This is a genomic window from Sphingomonas sp. S6 (assembly GCF_043498045.1).
Lineage (GTDB): Bacteria > Pseudomonadota > Alphaproteobacteria > Sphingomonadales > Sphingomonadaceae > Sphingomonas.
The window spans coordinates 165011-181775 of sequence record NZ_JBIEOE010000005.1; the positions used below are offsets into that span (position 1 = coordinate 165011).

The 16765-nt window shown below is 66.7% G+C and carries 15 protein-coding genes; 5 read left to right on the forward strand and 10 right to left on the reverse strand.

The window, feature by feature from the left end:
• Window positions 1–2: 2 nt before the first annotated feature.
• The 6 genes from ACGVWT_RS10655 to ACGVWT_RS10680 are packed head-to-tail and all read right to left on the reverse strand — an operon-like array spanning window position 3 to window position 5105.
• Window positions 3–785: an enoyl-CoA hydratase/isomerase family protein gene (locus ACGVWT_RS10655; protein ID WP_315462389.1), complete on the reverse strand. Its 783-nt coding sequence runs from the start codon at window positions 783–785 to the stop codon at window positions 3–5.
• Window positions 782–1852 (reverse strand): phosphotransferase family protein, encoded by a 1071-nt coding sequence (locus ACGVWT_RS10660; RefSeq protein WP_315462388.1) that lies wholly within the window; start codon window positions 1850–1852, stop codon window positions 782–784. Before ACGVWT_RS10660 ends, ACGVWT_RS10655 begins: the two co-directional genes overlap by 4 nt.
• A complete protein-coding gene (locus ACGVWT_RS10665; RefSeq protein WP_315462387.1) occupies window positions 1849–2001 on the reverse strand; it encodes a hypothetical protein in 153 nt (50 codons plus the stop codon). Before ACGVWT_RS10665 ends, ACGVWT_RS10660 begins: the two co-directional genes overlap by 4 nt.
• On the reverse strand, window positions 1998–3182 hold the full coding sequence (locus tag ACGVWT_RS10670) for an acyl-CoA dehydrogenase family protein (RefSeq protein WP_315462386.1): 1185 nt from the start codon (window positions 3180–3182) through the stop codon (window positions 1998–2000). The genes ACGVWT_RS10665 and ACGVWT_RS10670 overlap by 4 nt, the downstream gene beginning before the upstream one ends.
• Complete coding sequence (locus ACGVWT_RS10675) at window positions 3179–3940, reverse strand: SDR family NAD(P)-dependent oxidoreductase (protein WP_315462385.1); 762 nt, start codon at window positions 3938–3940, stop codon at window positions 3179–3181. Before ACGVWT_RS10675 ends, ACGVWT_RS10670 begins: the two co-directional genes overlap by 4 nt.
• Before the next feature lie 40 nt (window positions 3941–3980).
• Entirely contained in the window at window positions 3981–5105 is a 1125-nt protein-coding gene (locus ACGVWT_RS10680; protein WP_315462491.1) for an acyl-CoA dehydrogenase family protein, read from the reverse strand.
• Between the two features lie 178 nt (window positions 5106–5283).
• Between ACGVWT_RS10680 and ACGVWT_RS10685 the strand changes: the two genes are divergently transcribed.
• Window positions 5284–6801: an acyl-CoA synthetase gene (locus ACGVWT_RS10685; protein WP_315462384.1), complete on the forward strand. Its 1518-nt coding sequence runs from the start codon at window positions 5284–5286 to the stop codon at window positions 6799–6801.
• Between the two features lie 178 nt (window positions 6802–6979).
• On the opposite strand, the gene ACGVWT_RS10690 is transcribed toward ACGVWT_RS10685, so the two are convergent.
• Genes ACGVWT_RS10690 through ACGVWT_RS10705 form a run of 4 tightly spaced genes read right to left on the reverse strand, consistent with a single transcriptional unit; the run spans window position 6980 to window position 12493 of the window.
• Window positions 6980–8086: an NAD(P)-dependent alcohol dehydrogenase gene (locus ACGVWT_RS10690; RefSeq protein ID WP_315462383.1), complete on the reverse strand. Its 1107-nt coding sequence runs from the start codon at window positions 8084–8086 to the stop codon at window positions 6980–6982.
• A gap of 8 nt (window positions 8087–8094) precedes the next feature.
• On the reverse strand, window positions 8095–8943 hold the full coding sequence (locus ACGVWT_RS10695; protein ID WP_394426302.1) for a helix-turn-helix domain-containing protein: 849 nt from the start codon (window positions 8941–8943) through the stop codon (window positions 8095–8097).
• A gap of 20 nt (window positions 8944–8963) precedes the next feature.
• Window positions 8964–10193: a cytochrome P450 gene (locus ACGVWT_RS10700; protein ID WP_315462381.1), complete on the reverse strand. Its 1230-nt coding sequence runs from the start codon at window positions 10191–10193 to the stop codon at window positions 8964–8966.
• A complete protein-coding gene (locus ACGVWT_RS10705; RefSeq protein ID WP_315462380.1) occupies window positions 10193–12493 on the reverse strand; it encodes a TonB-dependent receptor in 2301 nt (766 codons plus the stop codon). Before ACGVWT_RS10705 ends, ACGVWT_RS10700 begins: the two co-directional genes overlap by 1 nt.
• A gap of 203 nt (window positions 12494–12696) precedes the next feature.
• Here ACGVWT_RS10705 and ACGVWT_RS10710 point away from each other — a divergent pair, with 203 nt between their 5' ends.
• From ACGVWT_RS10710 to ACGVWT_RS10725, 4 genes are all read left to right on the forward strand, one after another.
• Window positions 12697–14112, forward strand: a complete 1416-nt coding sequence (locus tag ACGVWT_RS10710; protein ID WP_315462379.1) for an aldehyde dehydrogenase family protein — start codon at window positions 12697–12699, stop codon at window positions 14110–14112.
• A 537-nt stretch (window positions 14113–14649) separates the two neighbouring features.
• Window positions 14650–15912, forward strand: a complete 1263-nt coding sequence (locus ACGVWT_RS10715; protein ID WP_315462378.1) for an outer membrane protein transport protein — start codon at window positions 14650–14652, stop codon at window positions 15910–15912.
• Window positions 15913–15922: 10 nt separating this feature from the next.
• Entirely contained in the window at window positions 15923–16330 is a 408-nt protein-coding gene (locus ACGVWT_RS10720) for a YeeE/YedE family protein (protein WP_116461486.1), read from the forward strand.
• Window positions 16327–16755, forward strand: coding sequence for a DUF6691 family protein (locus tag ACGVWT_RS10725; protein ID WP_315462377.1), 429 nt, complete (start codon window positions 16327–16329; stop codon window positions 16753–16755). Before ACGVWT_RS10720 ends, ACGVWT_RS10725 begins: the two co-directional genes overlap by 4 nt.
• Window positions 16756–16765 lie beyond the last annotated feature (10 nt).

The following is a 16765-nucleotide window of genomic DNA, read 5'->3' on the forward strand; positions in this document are numbered from 1 at the left end:
GATCAGGCTCCTGGAAAAACGGGTTTGCGGCGGGTGAGGAAGGCTGCGACCCCTTCGCGGGATTCGGGATGCGCGCCGGCGGCGGCAATGGTCGCGGCTTCCGCGTCGAGGTGATTGCGCAACGTGCCGGTCGCGCCCTCGAGCAACAGGTTTCGCGCGGCCGCGATCGCGGCGGTGGGGGCGGCGACCAGCGCCTGCGCGGTGCGCTGCGCTTCGTCCGCCAGATCGGCGTCGGCAACGGTGCGGGTGACGAGGCCGATGCGCTCCGCCTCCTCTGCGCCGATGCGAGCGTTGGTGAGGATCATCGCCTGGGCGCGTCGCAGGCCGATGAGGCGGGGCAGCAGCCAGCTCATCCCGCCGTCGGGGGTGAGCCCTATGCCGATATAGGCCGCGGTGAAATGCGCCGAGCGCGACGCAATCACGACGTCCCCCAACAGCGCGAGGCTGAGGCCGGCGCCGGCGGCGGGACCGTTGACCGCGACGACGAGTGGCTTGGCCATCGTCGCCATCGTCACGACCGCGCCGTGCAGCGTATCGGCTAGGTCGCGCAGGAAGCGCGGCGCATCCTCGCCCGCTGCCGCCATGCCGCCGACATTGCCGCCCGCGCAGAACAGCCGTCCGGTGCCGGTGAGCAAGACGCAGCGGACGGCAGGATCTGCGGCGACGTCCGTCGCGGCACTGGCGAGGTCTTCGGCCAGCGTCGGGTCGATCGCGTTGCCGGCGTCTGGTCGGTTGAGCGTGAGATGCGCGATGCCGCCGTCGCGGCGCAGCAGGATGGTGCTCATCGGCAACTCTCCATGGCCTGGCGGGCCAGACGGGCGAGGCGGGGGAAGGCCGCGGCGCGCTCGCGGGCGTGAGCGGAGGCGGCGGTGCCGCGGATCACGCGGCCCTTGATGCCGTGGAAGATCGCAGCGAGGCGGAAGATGTTGAAGGCGACGTAATAATCATAGTCGGGAATGGCGGCGCGGCCCGTGCGTGCGCAATAGGCGGCGATGTAATCCCGCTCGCTGGGAATACCGAGCGCGGCGATGTCCGCGCCGGCCAGCCCGGCGACGATGTCGGGCGGCATCCGGTACATCATTGCATGATAGGCGAAATCGGCGAGCGGATGGCCAAGCGTGGAGAGTTCCCAGTCGAGTACCGCCAGGATGCGCGGTTCGGTGGGGTGGAAAATCATGTTGTCGCAGCGGAAATCGCCGTGGACGATTCGCGTCTCGTCATCCGCAGGGATGTTGGCGGGCAGCCATGCGACCAGGGCATCCATGTCCGCATCGCGGCCGGCGTCGGCATCTTCCTGATATTGTTTCGACCAGCGGGCGATCTGCCGCGCGAAGTAATTGCCGGGCCGCCCGTAATCGCCGAGGCCGACGGCGGCATAGTCGACGCTGTGCAGGGCCGCGAGCGTCGCGTTCATCGCGTCAAAATAGGCGGCGCGGTCTTCGCGCGGCACGTCGGGGAAGGTCGCATCCCAGACGATCCGCCCCTCGATCAGCCCCATCACGAAGAACGGCGTGCCGATGACGCCCTCGTCGGCGCAGATGCCGCGGACCGGCGCGACGTGCACGTCGGTGTTCGCCAGCGCGGTGAGTATGCGCGCTTCGCGCAACACATCGTGTGCGCCCTTCAACAGCGGTCCCGGCGGTTTACGGCGCACGACATAAGCGGCGCCGGGCGTCGTCAGGCGATAGGTCGGGTTGGACTGGCCGCCCTTGAACTGATCGACGATCAGCGGCCCGGCGAAGCCATCGACGTGTTCGGTCATCCAGCGGGCGAGCGCGGCCTCGTCGAAACGGTGGGCGTCACGGACCGCGGTGGTGCCTGCGTTGGCGGTCTGGCTGAGCGCTTCGGTCATCGCCCGGTCCAGACGGGCGCGCGCCTGGCGGCGAAGGCATCGAACGCGGCCAGTGCGTCATGCGCTTCGGCGTTCAGCGCAGTGTTCGCTTCGAGCCGGGGAAGCGTCAACTGCGCTTCGCGCGCGATCCGGATGTCGCGGTGCGTCATGCCTGCGCCGCCTTCCAGTCGCGCTTGATCTTCTTGGCGAGGCTCCATTTGTGGACTTCGGTCGGGCCGTCATAGATGCGGAAGGCACGGATTTCGCGAAACACCTGTTCGACGATCGTATCGCCGGTGACGCCGGTGCCGCCCATCACCTGCACGCATCGGTCGGCGACGCGCATCAGCGCTTCGGACACGGCGACCTTGGTCATCGAGCTTTCCGGACCGCCGTTGGCACCGCCGTCCAGCGCGTCGGCGCACCAGTCGATCATCAATTCGGCCTGTTTCAGGTCGATGAGATTTTCGGCGAGCATGAAGCCGACGCCTTCGTGATCGATCAGCACCTTGCCGAAGGCGTGCCGGCGATTGGCGTAATCGGTCGCGATCTCATGCGCGCGGACGCACGCGCCGAGCCAGCGCATGCAGTGCGACAGCCGGGCAGGGGCGAGGCGGATCTGGGCATATTTGAACCCTTCGCCGCTGTGCCCCAGCATCTGGTCGGCGGGGATGCGCAGATTGTCGATCCGCACCACGGCATGGCCACCGGGCATTGAGCTGTCGATCGTGTCGAGCACGCGTTCGATGGTGATCGCCGGGTCGGGCAGATCGACCAGGAACATGCAGGCGCCCCCGGTGCCGTCGGTGGCATCCGACTTCGCCATGACGATGCCGACCTTCGCGCCCTCGGCGCCGGTGATGAACGCCTTGCGACCGTTGACCACCCAGTGATTGCCGTCGAGCGTCGCGGTGGTCTGCATCATCGACGGATCCGAACCGGCGCCGCCGTCTGCCGCCGGTTCGGTCATGAAGAACGCCGAACGCGCGTCGCCGCGCACCAGCGGATCGAGGAAGCGGCGCTTCTGATCGTCGCTGCCGACCTTGCCGAGGAGGTACATGTTACCCTCGTCCGGCGCGGCGGTGTTGACCGCGATCGGGCCGAGCGGGGACAGGCCGGACCGGCGCAGGACATAGGCGGTCTCGCGCTGGGTCAGATGCGTGCCATCGGGCAGGATGTGGGGGGTGAGCACGCCCGCCGCGCGCGCTTTGTCGCGCAATTCGCCGACCAGTGCGTCGCTTGGCCCGTGTGCGTCGCGGCGCGGGTCGCTTTCGTAGGGTGCGACGATATCGCGGACGAAGGCCTCGACCGCCGCGCCGATCGTACGCGCCCGTTCGGTGGGCGCGGTCATCGTGGCGCCATCCGGATCGCGCCGTCGAGGCGGATCGTCTCGCCGTTAAGCATCGGGTTGGTCACGATCGATTCGACCAGTCGCGCATATTCGTCCGGCTGGCCGAGGCGGCTGGGGAAGGGCACCTGCGCACCCAGGCTGTCCTGCGCCTCTTGCGGCAGCGTCGCGAGCAGCGGCGTCCAAAAGATACCGGGCGCGATCGTCATCACCCGGATGCCGTAGCGGGCCAGTTCCCGCGCGATCGGCAGCGTCATGCCGACCACGCCGCCCTTGGATGCGGCATAGGCAGCCTGCCCGATCTGACCGTCATAGGCGGCGACGGAGGCGGTGTTGATGACGACGCCGCGTTCCTCGCCGATCGGCGCCGCGGTGTGGAGCGCTGCCGCAAATTTTGACAGGACGTTGAACGTGCCGATCAAATTGATCGTCACGATTTTCGAGAAGGACGCGAGCGGCAGCGCGTTGCCGTCGCGGTCGATCACCTTCGCGGGCGGGCCGATGCCGGCGCAGTTCACCAGGATGCGTGCCTTGCCGTTGATGCCCTCCGCTTGCCCGATGGCATCGGCGACCGCCTGTTCGTCGGTCACGTCGACGCGAACGAAATGCCCGCCGATCTCCTGCGCCAGCGCCGTGCCGAGATCGGCGTTGAGATCGAAGATCGTGACCTTGGCACCCTGTGCCGCAAGCCGTCTGGCGGTGCCGCCGCCGAGGCCGGAGGCCCCGCCCGTCACGATCGCCGCAATGCCGTCGATGTTCATCCTGTCGTCTCTCCGGGTTGGTGGGTTTGGGAGGGCGCCATCACAGGGCGCGGGCGATCACCATACGCTGAATGTCCGACGTGCCTTCGTAGATCTGGCAGACGCGGACGTCGCGATAGATGCGGGCGAGGCCGAATTCCTCGAGATAGCCGTAGCCGCCAAGCGTCTGGATCGCGCCGGACACGATCCTTTCGGCTGCCTCCGACGCGAACAGCTTCGCCATCGATGCGGCGGTCAGTGCAGGCTCGCCCGCGTCCTTCAGCGCTGCGGCGTGCAGCACGAGTTGTCGCGCCGCTTCCAATTGCGTCGCGAGGTCGGCGAGGCGGAAGCCGACCGCCTGATGGTCGATGATCGGCTTGCCGAAGCTGCGGCGATCACGGGCATAGGCGACGGCGATGTCGAGCGCGGCCTGGGCCATGCCGACCGACTGGGCGGCGATGCCGATGCGTCCCGCCTCCAGATTGGCGAGCGCGATGGCATAGCCGCGGCCCTCTTCGCCCAGCAGCGCATCGGCCGGGACGTCGCAGTCGACGAACCGCAGCGCGCAGGTGTCGGAGGCGGACTGGCCGAGCTTATGTTCGACCTTGTCGACGATATAGCCGGGCGTGTCGGTGGGGATGAGGAAGGCGGACATGCCCTTGCGCCCCGCGGCGGGATCGGTGACGGCGATCACCATCGCCACCCCGGCGATCCTGCCCGACGTGATGAATTGCTTGGCGCCGTTCAGGCGCCATCCGCCATCGATGCGCGTTGCACTGGTACGGATCGCCGCGGCATCCGAGCCCGCATCGCTCTCGGTCAACGCGAAGGCGCCGATCGCGTCGCCGGATACCAGTCGCGGCAGCCAGTGTGCCTGTTGTGCCTCGCTGCCGTCCTTGAGCAGGCCCGAAACCATGATCGAATTCTGGATCGACACGATCGTCGACAGTGCGCCGTCGGCCGCAGCGAGCTCGATCAGGGCAAGGGCGTAAGAGACGTAATCGGTGCCGGCCCCGCCGGCGGCGGCGGGCGCGGTCATGCCCATCAGGCCAAGGTCACCGAGCTGCCGGAACAGATTCGGCGGGTAGCCGCCCGCAGCTTCGAAACCGGCGCTTGCCGGGCGAAGACGATCTTGCGCGAAGGCACGTACCATGTCGCGGATGGCGATCTGGTCTTCGGTCAGGATCACGTCTGCCTCTCCAATAGCGCCCGGTTGTCGGGTCGCCGTACCTGCCGGGATAGCGGACGGGAGGCGTTTGGGCTTTGCCCGGCACTCGCGCCGCTTTTCACATTTCTTGCGCTGCGATTGCGGGGCGATGCTGCGCTGTGGTTCGACCTGGTCATAACGATAAGGGAGAGGTGCGATGCATCCGGCAGACCATGCCGTCCATCATCCGCAAGAGGCCGCGATCGTGCTGGCGACGTCGGGCGAGCGAATCAGCTTCGCCGCGCTGGATGCGCAGTCCAATGCCAGCGCGTGGCAGTTGCGGGCTTTGGGCCTGACCCGTGGCGATGTCGTCGCAACCGTGTTCGCCAATGCGCCCGAGGTGTTCGTGTTCGGCTGGGCGGCGCAGCGGTCCGGGCTGTACCAGACCGCGATCTCGAACAAGCTGAGCGCGCGCGACATCGCCTATATCCTGCGCGATTGCGGGGCGAAGCTGCTGGTCGTCTCGCCAGCCTATGCCGAACTGGCGCGGGCGGCTTTGGCAGAGGCGCCGGATGTGCCGGCCTATTGCTGGACGGGCGCGTGCGACGGGCTGGCGGACTGGTCCGCGGCAGTGGCGGCGCGGCCGATCACCCCGATCCCGGACGAAAGCGCGGGGACCGATCTGCTCTATTCCTCCGGGACCACCGGGCGGCCGAAGGGGGTGAAGGCGGCGCTGCCGACCGGGCCGATCGGTGCGGACACGCCGCTGACGCGGATGGGCAGTGGCCTGTACGGCATGGGTTCGGACAGCATCTATCTGTCGACGTCACCGCTCTATCACGCGGCGCCGCTGCGCTGGGCGATGGCGGTGCAGCAGCTGGGCGGGACCGTGATCGTCATGGAGCGGTTCGACGCGGAGGACGCGCTGCGCCTGATCGAGCAGCATCGGGTGACGCAGGCGACGTTCGTGCCGACGCATTTCGTGCGTATGCTAAAGCTGCCCGATGCGGTGCGCCGCCGCTATGACGTATCGTCGTTGCGCGCAGTGGTGCATGCGGCGGCGCCGTGCCCCGTGCCGGTCAAGCGCGCGATGATCGAATGGCTGGGGCCGATCGTTCACGAATATTATTCGGGCACCGAAAGCTGCGGGATCACCGCGTTGTCGAGCGAGGAATGGCTGCGCAAGCCGGGGTCGGTCGGGCGCGCGGTGCTGGGCAATATCCACATCGTCGACGATGCGGGCGTCGAGCTGCCGCCCGGCGAAACGGGCAATGTCTTTTTCGGCGAAGGGCCGCGCTTCGAATATCTCAACGATCCGGTGAAGACGGCGGAGGCCCATAATGGTTCAGGCTGGGCGACGCTGGGCGACATCGGGCATGTCGATGCGGACGGCTATCTGTTTCTGTCCGACCGCAAGAGCTTCATGATCATTTCGGGCGGGGTGAACGTCTATCCGCAGGAAATCGAAAATCTGCTGGTGACGCATCCCGCGGTCGCCGATGTCGCGGTGATCGGCGTACCGTGCGACGAGATGGGAGAAAGCGTGCTCGCGATCGTGCAGCCGGCCGCAAACGTGCAGGCGGACGATGCGCTGGCGGAGGAGCTGCGCAGCTTTGCCCGGCGCGAATTGGGCGGGGTGAAGACGCCAAAGTGCGTGGTGTTCCAGGCCGAATTGCCGCGCGAGCCAACGGGCAAGTTGCTGAAGCGCATCCTGCGCGATCAATACTGCCGCTGATCGCGCTACGTCAGCTGCTCGTCAGCGTTTTCAGCGCTGTCGTAGCATCGTCGAGCGCGTTGCGAATCGTTGCCGGTGGCTTGCATACCGATCACAGCGCCGTTGACGGTTTGCGCGGTCCGGCATTCGGCATCGACGGCATGGCAGCCGCCGATGATCTCAATGTCGATTGGCCGGGTCAGGGGATGAGCACGACCTTGATGCATTCGCCACGCGCCTGGGCCGCGATGGCTTCGTTGATTTCGGCGAGCGGGAAGGTCTGGACCAGCCGATCGAACGGGAAGCGACCGTCGCGATGCGCCGCGATCAGTTGCGGGATGAAGGTCTGCGGATCGCTGTCGCCTTCCATGATCCCGACGACGCGCTGCCCGAAGGTGATCATCGCGGCGATGTTGATCGAGACGGCATCCTCCGCCTTCGGGGGAACACCGACAAGTCCGATCATGCCGCGGGAGGCCAGCGCGCCGAGCGCCGCCTCGATCGCCTCGACCCGGCCGCTAGTGTCGAAGGCGAAGTCGAAGCCATCGGCGATGATGGCACGCAACGCCTCAGTGACGGAGCCGGATTTGGGGTCGATGACGTGGGTGGCGCCGAGCTCCAGCGCGATCTGGCGGCGTGCCGCGACGGGTTCGACCAGTGCGATCGTCGTGCAGCCCTGGATTTTCGCGCCCATCACTGCGGCGAGACCAACGGGCCCGCCGCCGATGATCGCGATCGAGCTGCCCGCCGGGCAGGCCATCGAGCGCATCACCCCGCCGGCGCCAGTCTGGAACCCGCAGCCGAGCGGGCCGAGGATTTCGAGCGGTGCGTCCGCATCCTCGACCTTCACGACATTGCCCGCGCGGACGATCGCCTGGGCAGCGAAGCTCGACTGTCCGAAGAAGTGCGAGGCGATCGCCTCGCCACCGGCGGAATAGGCCGTCGACCCATCCTCCAGCCGCATGCCGGCATAATTCAGCGGCGGAAAATCGCGGCAATAGCTGGGCAAATGGTCCTGGCAGCGCGCGCAATGGCCGCAGCTGGAAAAGCCGAGGACGACTCGGTCGCCGACAACCAGCCCCTCGACACCATCGCCGACCTCTTCGATCACCCCGGCGCCCTCATGGCCAAGCACGGCGGGCAGCGGATAGGGGGCGAATTGGTCGCGAAAGACTAGATCGGTGTGGCATAGGCCGACCCCGGCGATCTTGACGCGGACCTCGCCGGCTCGCGGTGCTTCGACCGTGACCTCCTCGATCGAGAATGCGCCCTTGGGTGTGCGGGCAACCGCGGCGATGGTCTGCATGACTGTCCCTACTGGATCGTATGGCGCCAGCCGCTGGGCGTCTGGCCGGCATATTGGCGGAAGGCTCGGGTGAAATGGCTCTGGCTGGTGAAGCCCAGCCGGTCGGCGATGGCGGCGATCGACATGTCGGATGCGCCGAGCAGTTCCTGCGCGCGATCGAGACGCGCTTTCATCACATATTGGTGCGGCGTCGTGCCGGTCGATTTCTTGAACACACGGCAGAAATGCGATGGTGTCAGGCCCGCTCGCTGCGCCAGCGCCTCCAGCGTATGATCGCCTTCGGGATGGGCGAGAATGTCGTTCATGATCTGGTGGATGCGATAGGCGGAGAAATCGGTGCTGGGGAAGGCGGCGTCGGTGACCGGCGTGGTGCCCCGCAGCGTGTGCGCGCGCAGCGCGCCGAGCAGCGTATCGATGTAGTTCGCGCGTTCGTCGGTCTGCGCGGCGTATAATTCGCCGAGGATTTGCCGCGTCAGCGCGATGCCGAGCGGGTCGGCGAAGGCGAAGCGCATCGCGCGAAATTGTTCGACCGCGCTCTGCCGTTGCAACTCGTCGATCGGCACCGAGACGGTGACGACGTCGAGTTCGCCGTCGATCCGCCAGCCCGTGCTGACCCCTGCGGGCACGATTGTCGCGCAGCCGGGGATCGAGCGCGACTTGCTCCACTGATCCGCTTCCCACAGGCGGGTGTCGGGCTTGCCGCCGACATGGACGACGAAGACGGGATCGACCAGCGCAGGCAGTTCGTAGCTGCCGATGAACTGCCGCCAGCGGGCGAATTGCCACGCACCGATGTTGACGCTGCGATCGGGCGCGCGGCCCAGTGTCTTGGCGATGATCGTTTCGTTGCTGGGCATGCCCGTCGCGTCCCTCTCCATCACGCAGCCCGCAGGATGACGTCGAGGTTCTTCAGGCCGTTGATGAAGTTCGACCGGAACCGTCGCGGCGGCGCTTGCACGTCGAACGATGTAACACGATCGGCGAGCGTGTCGAACGCGATGCGCAGCTGCATTTCGGCAAGGCGCGATCCCACGCAGACGTGCTGGCCGGCGCCGAAACCAACATGCTGCGCGCCCTTGCGGCGGACGTCGAAGCGGTCCGCGTCGGGGAAGGCGCTTTCGTCGCGATTGGCAGAGATGTACCACAGCACGACCTTGTCGCCCTTCGCGATGGCCTGACCGCCGACGATCGTGTCCTCCATCGCGGTACGGCGCATGTGCATGACGGGGCTGGCATAGCGGACCATCTCCGGCGCGGCGGTCTTCAGCACGTCGCGGTCGGCGCGGATCGCATCCCACTGGTCCGGGTTGGCCGAAAAGGCGGCAACGCTGTGGCTGAGCGAGTTGCGCGTCGTTTCGTTGCCGCCGACCAGCACCAGGATCAGATTGCCGATGAAATCGCGGAACGGCACCGGTGCGCCGTCGATCTCGGCATTGGCGAGCAGCGAGGCGATGTCGCCGGTCGGTTCGGCGCGGCGCGCCTCGAACAGCTCCTGGCCGAAGGCGAAGAATTCGCCCAGTGTCGCTCCCATCGCTTCGGGGCTCTGGCGGAACTCCGGATCGTCCTCGCCGACGAAGGCATTGGTCCAGTCGTACAGCTTGGGCCATAGGTCGATCGACACGCCGAGCAGCTCCGCCAGCGTCATCAGCGGCAGCGGCGCGGCGAGTGCCGGGACCAGATTGATCGTCTCGCCGAGCGGGATGTCCGCCACCAGCTTTGCGACCCGCGTCCGGATGCGCGCCTCGATATCGCCAAGCCGCGCGGGAGACAGCGCCGGCATGATGAACTTGCGATAGCGGGTGTGGATCGGCGGATCGCGCGAGATGAAGGGGATGCCGATCGCAGACTCGCCGGCACCGGTCAGCCCGACCTCGTTTTCGTTGAAGATGCGATGGCCGCCATTCTCATATGCCGACGAGAACAGCTGCGGCTGGCGTGACACGTCGACGATATCGGCGTGCCGCATGACCGACCAGAAGCCGGCGCCGTCGCTTTCGGGGGTCCAATGCACCGGGTCTTCGCGCCGCAGTTGCGCGAACAGATCCCATGGCACCCCGGCTTCGTACAGGCCGGGGTCCTTCAGGTCGGTGGCGAGGAGCGTCGCCATCAGAACGCCACCCGGATCGAGCCGCCGTAGGTGCGCGGCGTCGCGGGAACGAGGAAGTTGTAGGGGAAGCCCGCCCCGCGCAGATCGAGGCCATAGGCATAGACGCGCGCGTTGAAGAGGTTGTTGGCGAACGCCTTGATCGTGAAGCGACCCATGGTCAGCGCGGCGGTCAGATTGACCTTGGCATAGCCGCCCTGTTGTAGCTCGCTGTTCCGCTGCCCGGTGCCCGCCGCATTGATCGCGTTAAACGGCGAGAAATACTGGCGTGAGAAATAGGCGACGCTGGGCGACACGGTGAGGCCGTTGGTGCCGTTCTTGAACAGCGTCACATCGACTCCGCCCTGTGCGGTGAAGCGCGGCGCGAACGGCAGGTCGTTGCCGTCGAGCACCGTGTTCTGGAGCGTCAGTTGCTTGTACGTCGAATGGAGGTAACCCGCCGCAGCGGTCAACACGATCGCCGGCGACACACGCAGCCGCGCCTCGCCCTCCGCGCCATAGACTTCCGCCTTGGGCGCATTGACCAAGAACGATACCGGGCCCGGCCGCGTGTCCTGTACCTGCTGATTGGCATAATCGTAATAGAAGGCGGCGGCGGTCAGCGTTAGCGCATTGTCGAAATAGCGGCCCTTCAGCCCGACCTCATAAGCGTTGACCCGTTCGGGCGCGATATAGTTGATGCCCGCCGACGAGGTGTAGCCGCCCCCGTTGAACGCACCCGAGCGATAGCCACGGTTGTAGCTGGCGTAGACCAAGGTGCCGCCGTCGAGCGTGTAGCTGAGGGAGACGCGGCCGGTGAGCGCGTTGTTCCTGCCGTCGAGCGCGAAACGCGCCGCCGGATTGTAGGCGCAGGTGCCGGGCACGCCAGGGCAGGGCACCGTCGTCGCCAACGGCGTCTGGGCGCCGCCGACATTGCCGGCGAACAGATAGGCATAGCCGTCGCGATACTGGCTGCGATCCCAGGTGTAGCGCGCGCCCAGCGTCAGCACGAGGCGGCTGGTGAGGTCGTAATCGCCCTGCGCGAACACGGCGTAGCTGCGCCGCACCTGGCGGTAATGCTGGAAGAAGCCGCCGTTGACGTTCGGCCCGAGCGCCTGGCCGATGTTGAACGTATTGTCGGTGGTGACTTGATCCCAGCCGTAGAATCCGCCGGCGACCAGCTTCAGCCGGTCGGCGCTGTAGTTGAAGCGCGCTTCCTCGCTGAACTGTTGGAAGGACGAGCGCCAGTTGATGTCGAGCACGTCGAGCGGCGAGCCGTCCGCAGCCTGTTGCAGGTTCTGCTTGCCGCCGTCGCGCGAGGTGATCGAGGTGAAGGTCAGCTTCGGCGAGAATTCGTAGGCGATCGTCGCCGATGCGCCATAGGCTTCGGTGCGGTTCAGCCCCATGCGGTTTTCATTGGTCTGGAAAAAGCCGAGGCCCGTGCGATAGGGCAGCAGCCCATGGATCGCCGCCTGCGCGCCGCGGTCGCGTCCGCCATAGACCTTCAGCTTGATATCGAGCGGGCCGGCGCCCGGGCGGATGCGCAGGGTCGCGCGACCCTGCAGCGTGTCCTGCGAATTGCCGTCGCGGCCGCCCGGAAAGACGTTCTCGATCTGGCCATCGCCCTTGGCATAATTGCCGGCGATGCGCAGGCCGAGCTGGTCTTCGACCATCGTCGTCTCGATCGCCGCCTGCGCGGTGTAGGTGTTGAAGTTGCCGTAGCCGCCTTCGACATAGCCTTCGCTGCCGATGAGCGTCGGCCCCTTGGTGATGAAATTGATCGCGCCACCGGTGGTGTTGCGGCCGAACAGCGTGCCCTGCGGACCGCGCAGCACCTCGACGCGTTCGAGATCGAACAGGCCCATGCCGTGCGCGGTGCGGCTGGCGAGGTACACGTCGTCGACATAGACGCCGATCGGCGAGGCCTGGTTCGAATTATATTCGTTGGCGACGCTGATCCCCCGCAGCGAGAAATTGGGCTGGGTCGAGCCATAGGGGCTGCTGACCTGCAGGTTGGGCACTGCGGCGGCGAGGTTCGCCGAATTGGTGATGCCCTTCGTCGTCAGCGTGTTGCTGCCGATGGCCGAGATCGCGATCGGCACGGCGAGGACGGATTGTTCGCGGCGCTGCGCGGTGACGACGATGTCGCCGCCTTGATCCGGGGTGGCGGCGGGCTGCTGCTGGTCATCCGCAACGGGGGCGGCCGGCGGGGTCGCGACCGGATCAGTGCTGTTCGTGGACTGAGGCTGCATCTGGGCCTGCGCCATCGCAGGACATGTCAGTGCGGCGCCGGCAAGCAGGGCCGTGGCGAACCTGGACATCATGGTCCTCTCCTTGTGATGGAGAGGCTCTCGGGTGGCCTCTTCCATGCTGTTGTGTAGCGCAGCCCTTCGTCCGGTGCTTTGCATGGCCTTGTTTCGCTTTTTCACATTTCTTGCGCGCACCGCTGCACGGCTGCGGCGATCTGCTACGCCCGTTGCACACGGTGCTGCCCGCTTGCCGCGGAGCCGCCGCACAGGAGAGCGAGATGGATTTCGACGGTCCCTACACCATGACCATCGGCGGCCGGTCGGTGCCCGGCTCGGACACATTCGACGTCGTCAATCCCGCCACCGAAGCGGTGATCGCACAGGCGCCGGAGGCGTCGCGCGAGGATTTGGATGCGGCGGTGCAGGCGGCGCGCGATGCCTTCCCCGGCTGGGCGGCGACGCCGATCGCGGAACGCCGCCGGATGATCGACGCGCTGGGCGATGCGATCCTCGCCAATCTCGATGCGTTCAAGCGCCTGCTGACGCGCGAGCAGGGTAAGCCCCACGCCGATGCCCAGGGCGAAGTCGGCGGCGCGGGCATGTGGCTGAAGGGTGCAGCGACGCTCGACCTGCCGGTAACGGTCAACGAGGATACGGCCGAACGCTACAGCGAGACGCGGCATGTACCAATCGGCGTAGTGGGCGCCATCGCTCCGTGGAATTTCCCGATGATCCTCGCGATGTTCAAGGTTGGGCCGGCGCTGCTCGCGGGCAACACGATGGTGCTGAAGCCGTCGCCGTTCACGCCGCTGACCACGCTGAAGTTCGGCGAGCTGGCCGCGACGATCCTGCCTGCTGGCGTGCTCAACGTGGTGACCGGCGGCGATCGGCTGGGACCGTGGCTGACCGAGCATCCCGGTATCGACAAGGTGAGCTTCACCGGATCGACCGCGACCGGCCGCCGGGTCATGCAGAGCGCCTCGGCGACGCTGAAGCGCGTGACGCTGGAACTGGGCGGCAACGATCCGGCAATCGTGATGCCCGACGCCGACGTCGCGGCGATTGCGGAAAAGCTGTTCTGGGCGGCCTTCACCAACAACGGCCAGATCTGCATCGCGACGAAGCGGATGTACGTGCACGAGGCCGTGTACGAACCGTTGAAGGCGGCGTTGGTCGCCTATGCCAAGACGGTGAAGGTGGGCGACGGTTCGGAACAGGGCACGCAGTTCGGTCCGATCAACAACCGACTGCAATATGAGCGCGTGCTGAGCCTGATCGCGGACGCGAAGGACAAGGGCTACACGTTCCTCGTCGGCGGTGAGGCATCCGACGCGCCGGGCTATTTCATCCCAGTGACGATCATCGACAATCCGCCCGAAGACAGCCGCATCGTGCAGGAAGAGCAGTTCGGCCCGGTGCTGCCGCTGATCCGCTTCGACGACGTCGAGGACGTGATCGCCCGCGCCAATGCCAGCGAATATGGTCTGGGCGCATCGGTCTGGGGTGCGGACGAGGACGCCGCTTATGCGGTCGCCGAACGGATCGCGAGCGGCACCGTCTGGGTCAATGAGGCGCAGCATCTGACGCCGTTCGCCGCGTTCGGCGGCATGAAGCAGTCCGGCCTGGGCGTGGAAGGCGGGCTGGAAGGCTTGGCGGAATATACCAATACGCAGACGATCACGCGGCGGCGGTGATGCGACCGCTCGATACTGTCGGCATCGTTGTTGGCGTGCGTTCGGGGCCTATTTGGAAGGTCGGCTGTCGCTCAGGGTTGCGGACCGGAAGGCCGCGCGCAGCATGGGGTGAACACGCTGCGGTGAGACCCTGCAGGACGGCCGGGCCTGCGCGGGGGCGGCCTTTTTCGCGTCGCGTGCGGATCGAGGGCGTGTCGCGTGCTGCCTCTCGACTGGCATGGTTGGATCGTTGTTCTGGCGAAGCCGCTGCTTGGGCGGGGGCGTTCCGATGCCGTCATTCCCTCGGACATGTCGGTCTAGTTTTTGCACTGGCAGTACATGTAACATGCGCATATCGCGAAGAATTTATGCTTATGGTGCCTTGGCGGTAATTGCAGGTCCAGTCCCTGTCTGACCTGTGTCCAAGGTGATATCCTTATTCAATGATCGCGAATACGTCGGATACGATGCATTTTTGGCGGTAAAGCCAAGATATCTTGCTGCCCTGCGCGCTCCCATAATAGCCTATCAATACGGTAGGAATAGGGGGCGGCGCGGATGTGGGGACGCAAACTCGTGAAGGTCGGTTCGGCAGGCGCTGGCCTTGCGCTGGGGGTGGCGACGCCGGCCTTTGCGACCGATGGCTACTTCCTCAACGGCGTCGGCGCCAAGGCCAAGGGCATGGGCGGCGTCGCCATCGCCTTGCCGCAGGACGCCCTTTCGATCGTGTCCAACCCGGCGGCGGGGACATTCATCGGGCATCGCCTGGATGGTGGCGTGGAGATCTTCGTTCCCGATCGCGGCGCAGGCATCAGAGGCAACGCGGCAGGGCCGGACGCGCGGTTCAGCGGCAATGGCAGCAATCCGTTCGTGCTGCCCGAGATCGGCTATGTTCGGCCGCTGTCGGACAGGGTCGCGGTCGGCATCGCCATCAGCGGCAATGGCGGGATGAACACGAACTACAAGACCAATCCCTTCGCGCGCTTCGGCGCGACCGGCCCGGCCGGAGTCAATCTGCAGCAGCTGTTCGTGTCGCCGACCCTGTCGGCGCGGATCGCGCCCGGTCACGGCATCGGCATTTCGCCGGTGATCGCGGTGCAGAGCTTTCGCGCGAACGGCCTGCAGCCCTTCGCCGCCGCCTCCGCCGATCCGCAGCATTTCACCGACCGTGGCACCAGCTGGTCCGCAGGCGTCGGCGTGCGTATCGGCTATCTGGGGCAGCTTGCCGACTGGTTGAGCGTCGGCGCCTTCTACCAGTCGAAGATCGCGACTGGACGGTTCGGTCGTTATGCCGGGTTGTTCGCGGATCGTGGCGGCTTCGACATCCCCGCTTCCTATGGCGCGGGACTCGCGGTGAAGCCGGTGCCCGCACTGACCATCGCGGCGGATTACAAGCGGATCGACTATGTCGGGGTGGGTGCGGTGGGCAATCCGCTGGCCCCCCTGTTCCGCGGCGTGCCGTTCGGAGCGGCGGGCGGCCCCGGCTTTGGCTGGCGCGACGTCAACGTCATCAAGGTCGGCGCCAGCGTCACCGCCAGTCCGCGCTGGCAGCTGCGCGCGGGCTATGGCCATTCGGACAATCCCGTGCCGCCGTCGCAGACGTTCCTCAACATCCTCGCGCCGGGGGTTGTGCAGGACCACTTCACGCTCGGAGCGACCTATACGACGCGCTCGGGCGTCGAGATCACCGGTTTCGCGATGCACGCCCCGAAACGGCGGGTCGAGGGTCGTGGTTCGATCCCCGCGTCTTTCGGTGGCGGCGAGGCCGATATCGATTTAGGTGAGACGTCGATCGGACTGTCGTTCGGCAAGCGCTTCTGAAGGAGGTGGCATGATCCTGGCTGACACGCTGATGCCGTTGGCGGGCGGTGTGGTCATAGGGGCGGCGGCCGGCGGGTTCCGGATCATGACCGGGCGGATCACGGGCATCAGCGGCATCTATCGACAGGCCATCACTGGCCCCGATCGGTGGTGGCGGCTCGCCTTTCTGGCCGGGCTCGTCATGGCAGGGGTGGGCGCGACAGCGCTGGGTGCGATGCGCGGGGCAGCGGCGATCGACGCGATGGGCCTGCCGCTGCTGATCGGCGGCGGCCTGCTCGTCGGGTTCGGTGCGGGGTTCGGCGGCGGCTGCACCAGCGGGCATGGCGTCTGCGGGATCGCCCGCCTGTCGCCGCGGTCGCTGGTCGCGGTGCCGGTGTTCATGCTCAGCGCGATCCTGACCGTGTTGGTGACGAAATGACCCGGCCTCATCCAATTGTCCTCACTGCCTTTGCCTTCGGCCTGCTCTTCGGCATCGGCCTGGTGATATCGGGCATGACCGACCCGGCGCGCATCCGTGCGTTTCTGGACGTGACGGGAGACTGGAACCCCAGCCTTGCCCTCGTCATGATCGGAGCGATCGCGACCGCGGCACCCTTCTTCGCCTATGCGCGCCGACGCGAAGGTGACGGGGGTGGCGACGGGGGCGGGGGGCAGGATGTGCGACGGATCGACGCGCAGCTGGTGATCGGGGCGACGGTCTTCGGCATCGGCTGGGGACTTACCGGAATCTGTCCGGGGCCCGCCTTCGTCAATCTCGTCGCCGCGCCGCAGCCGGTCGTGCTGTTGCTTGTCGCGATGGGCGGAGGGCTCGCGCTGTCGCGCTGGATCGGCGCACGGCGATAGGCGACGTCCA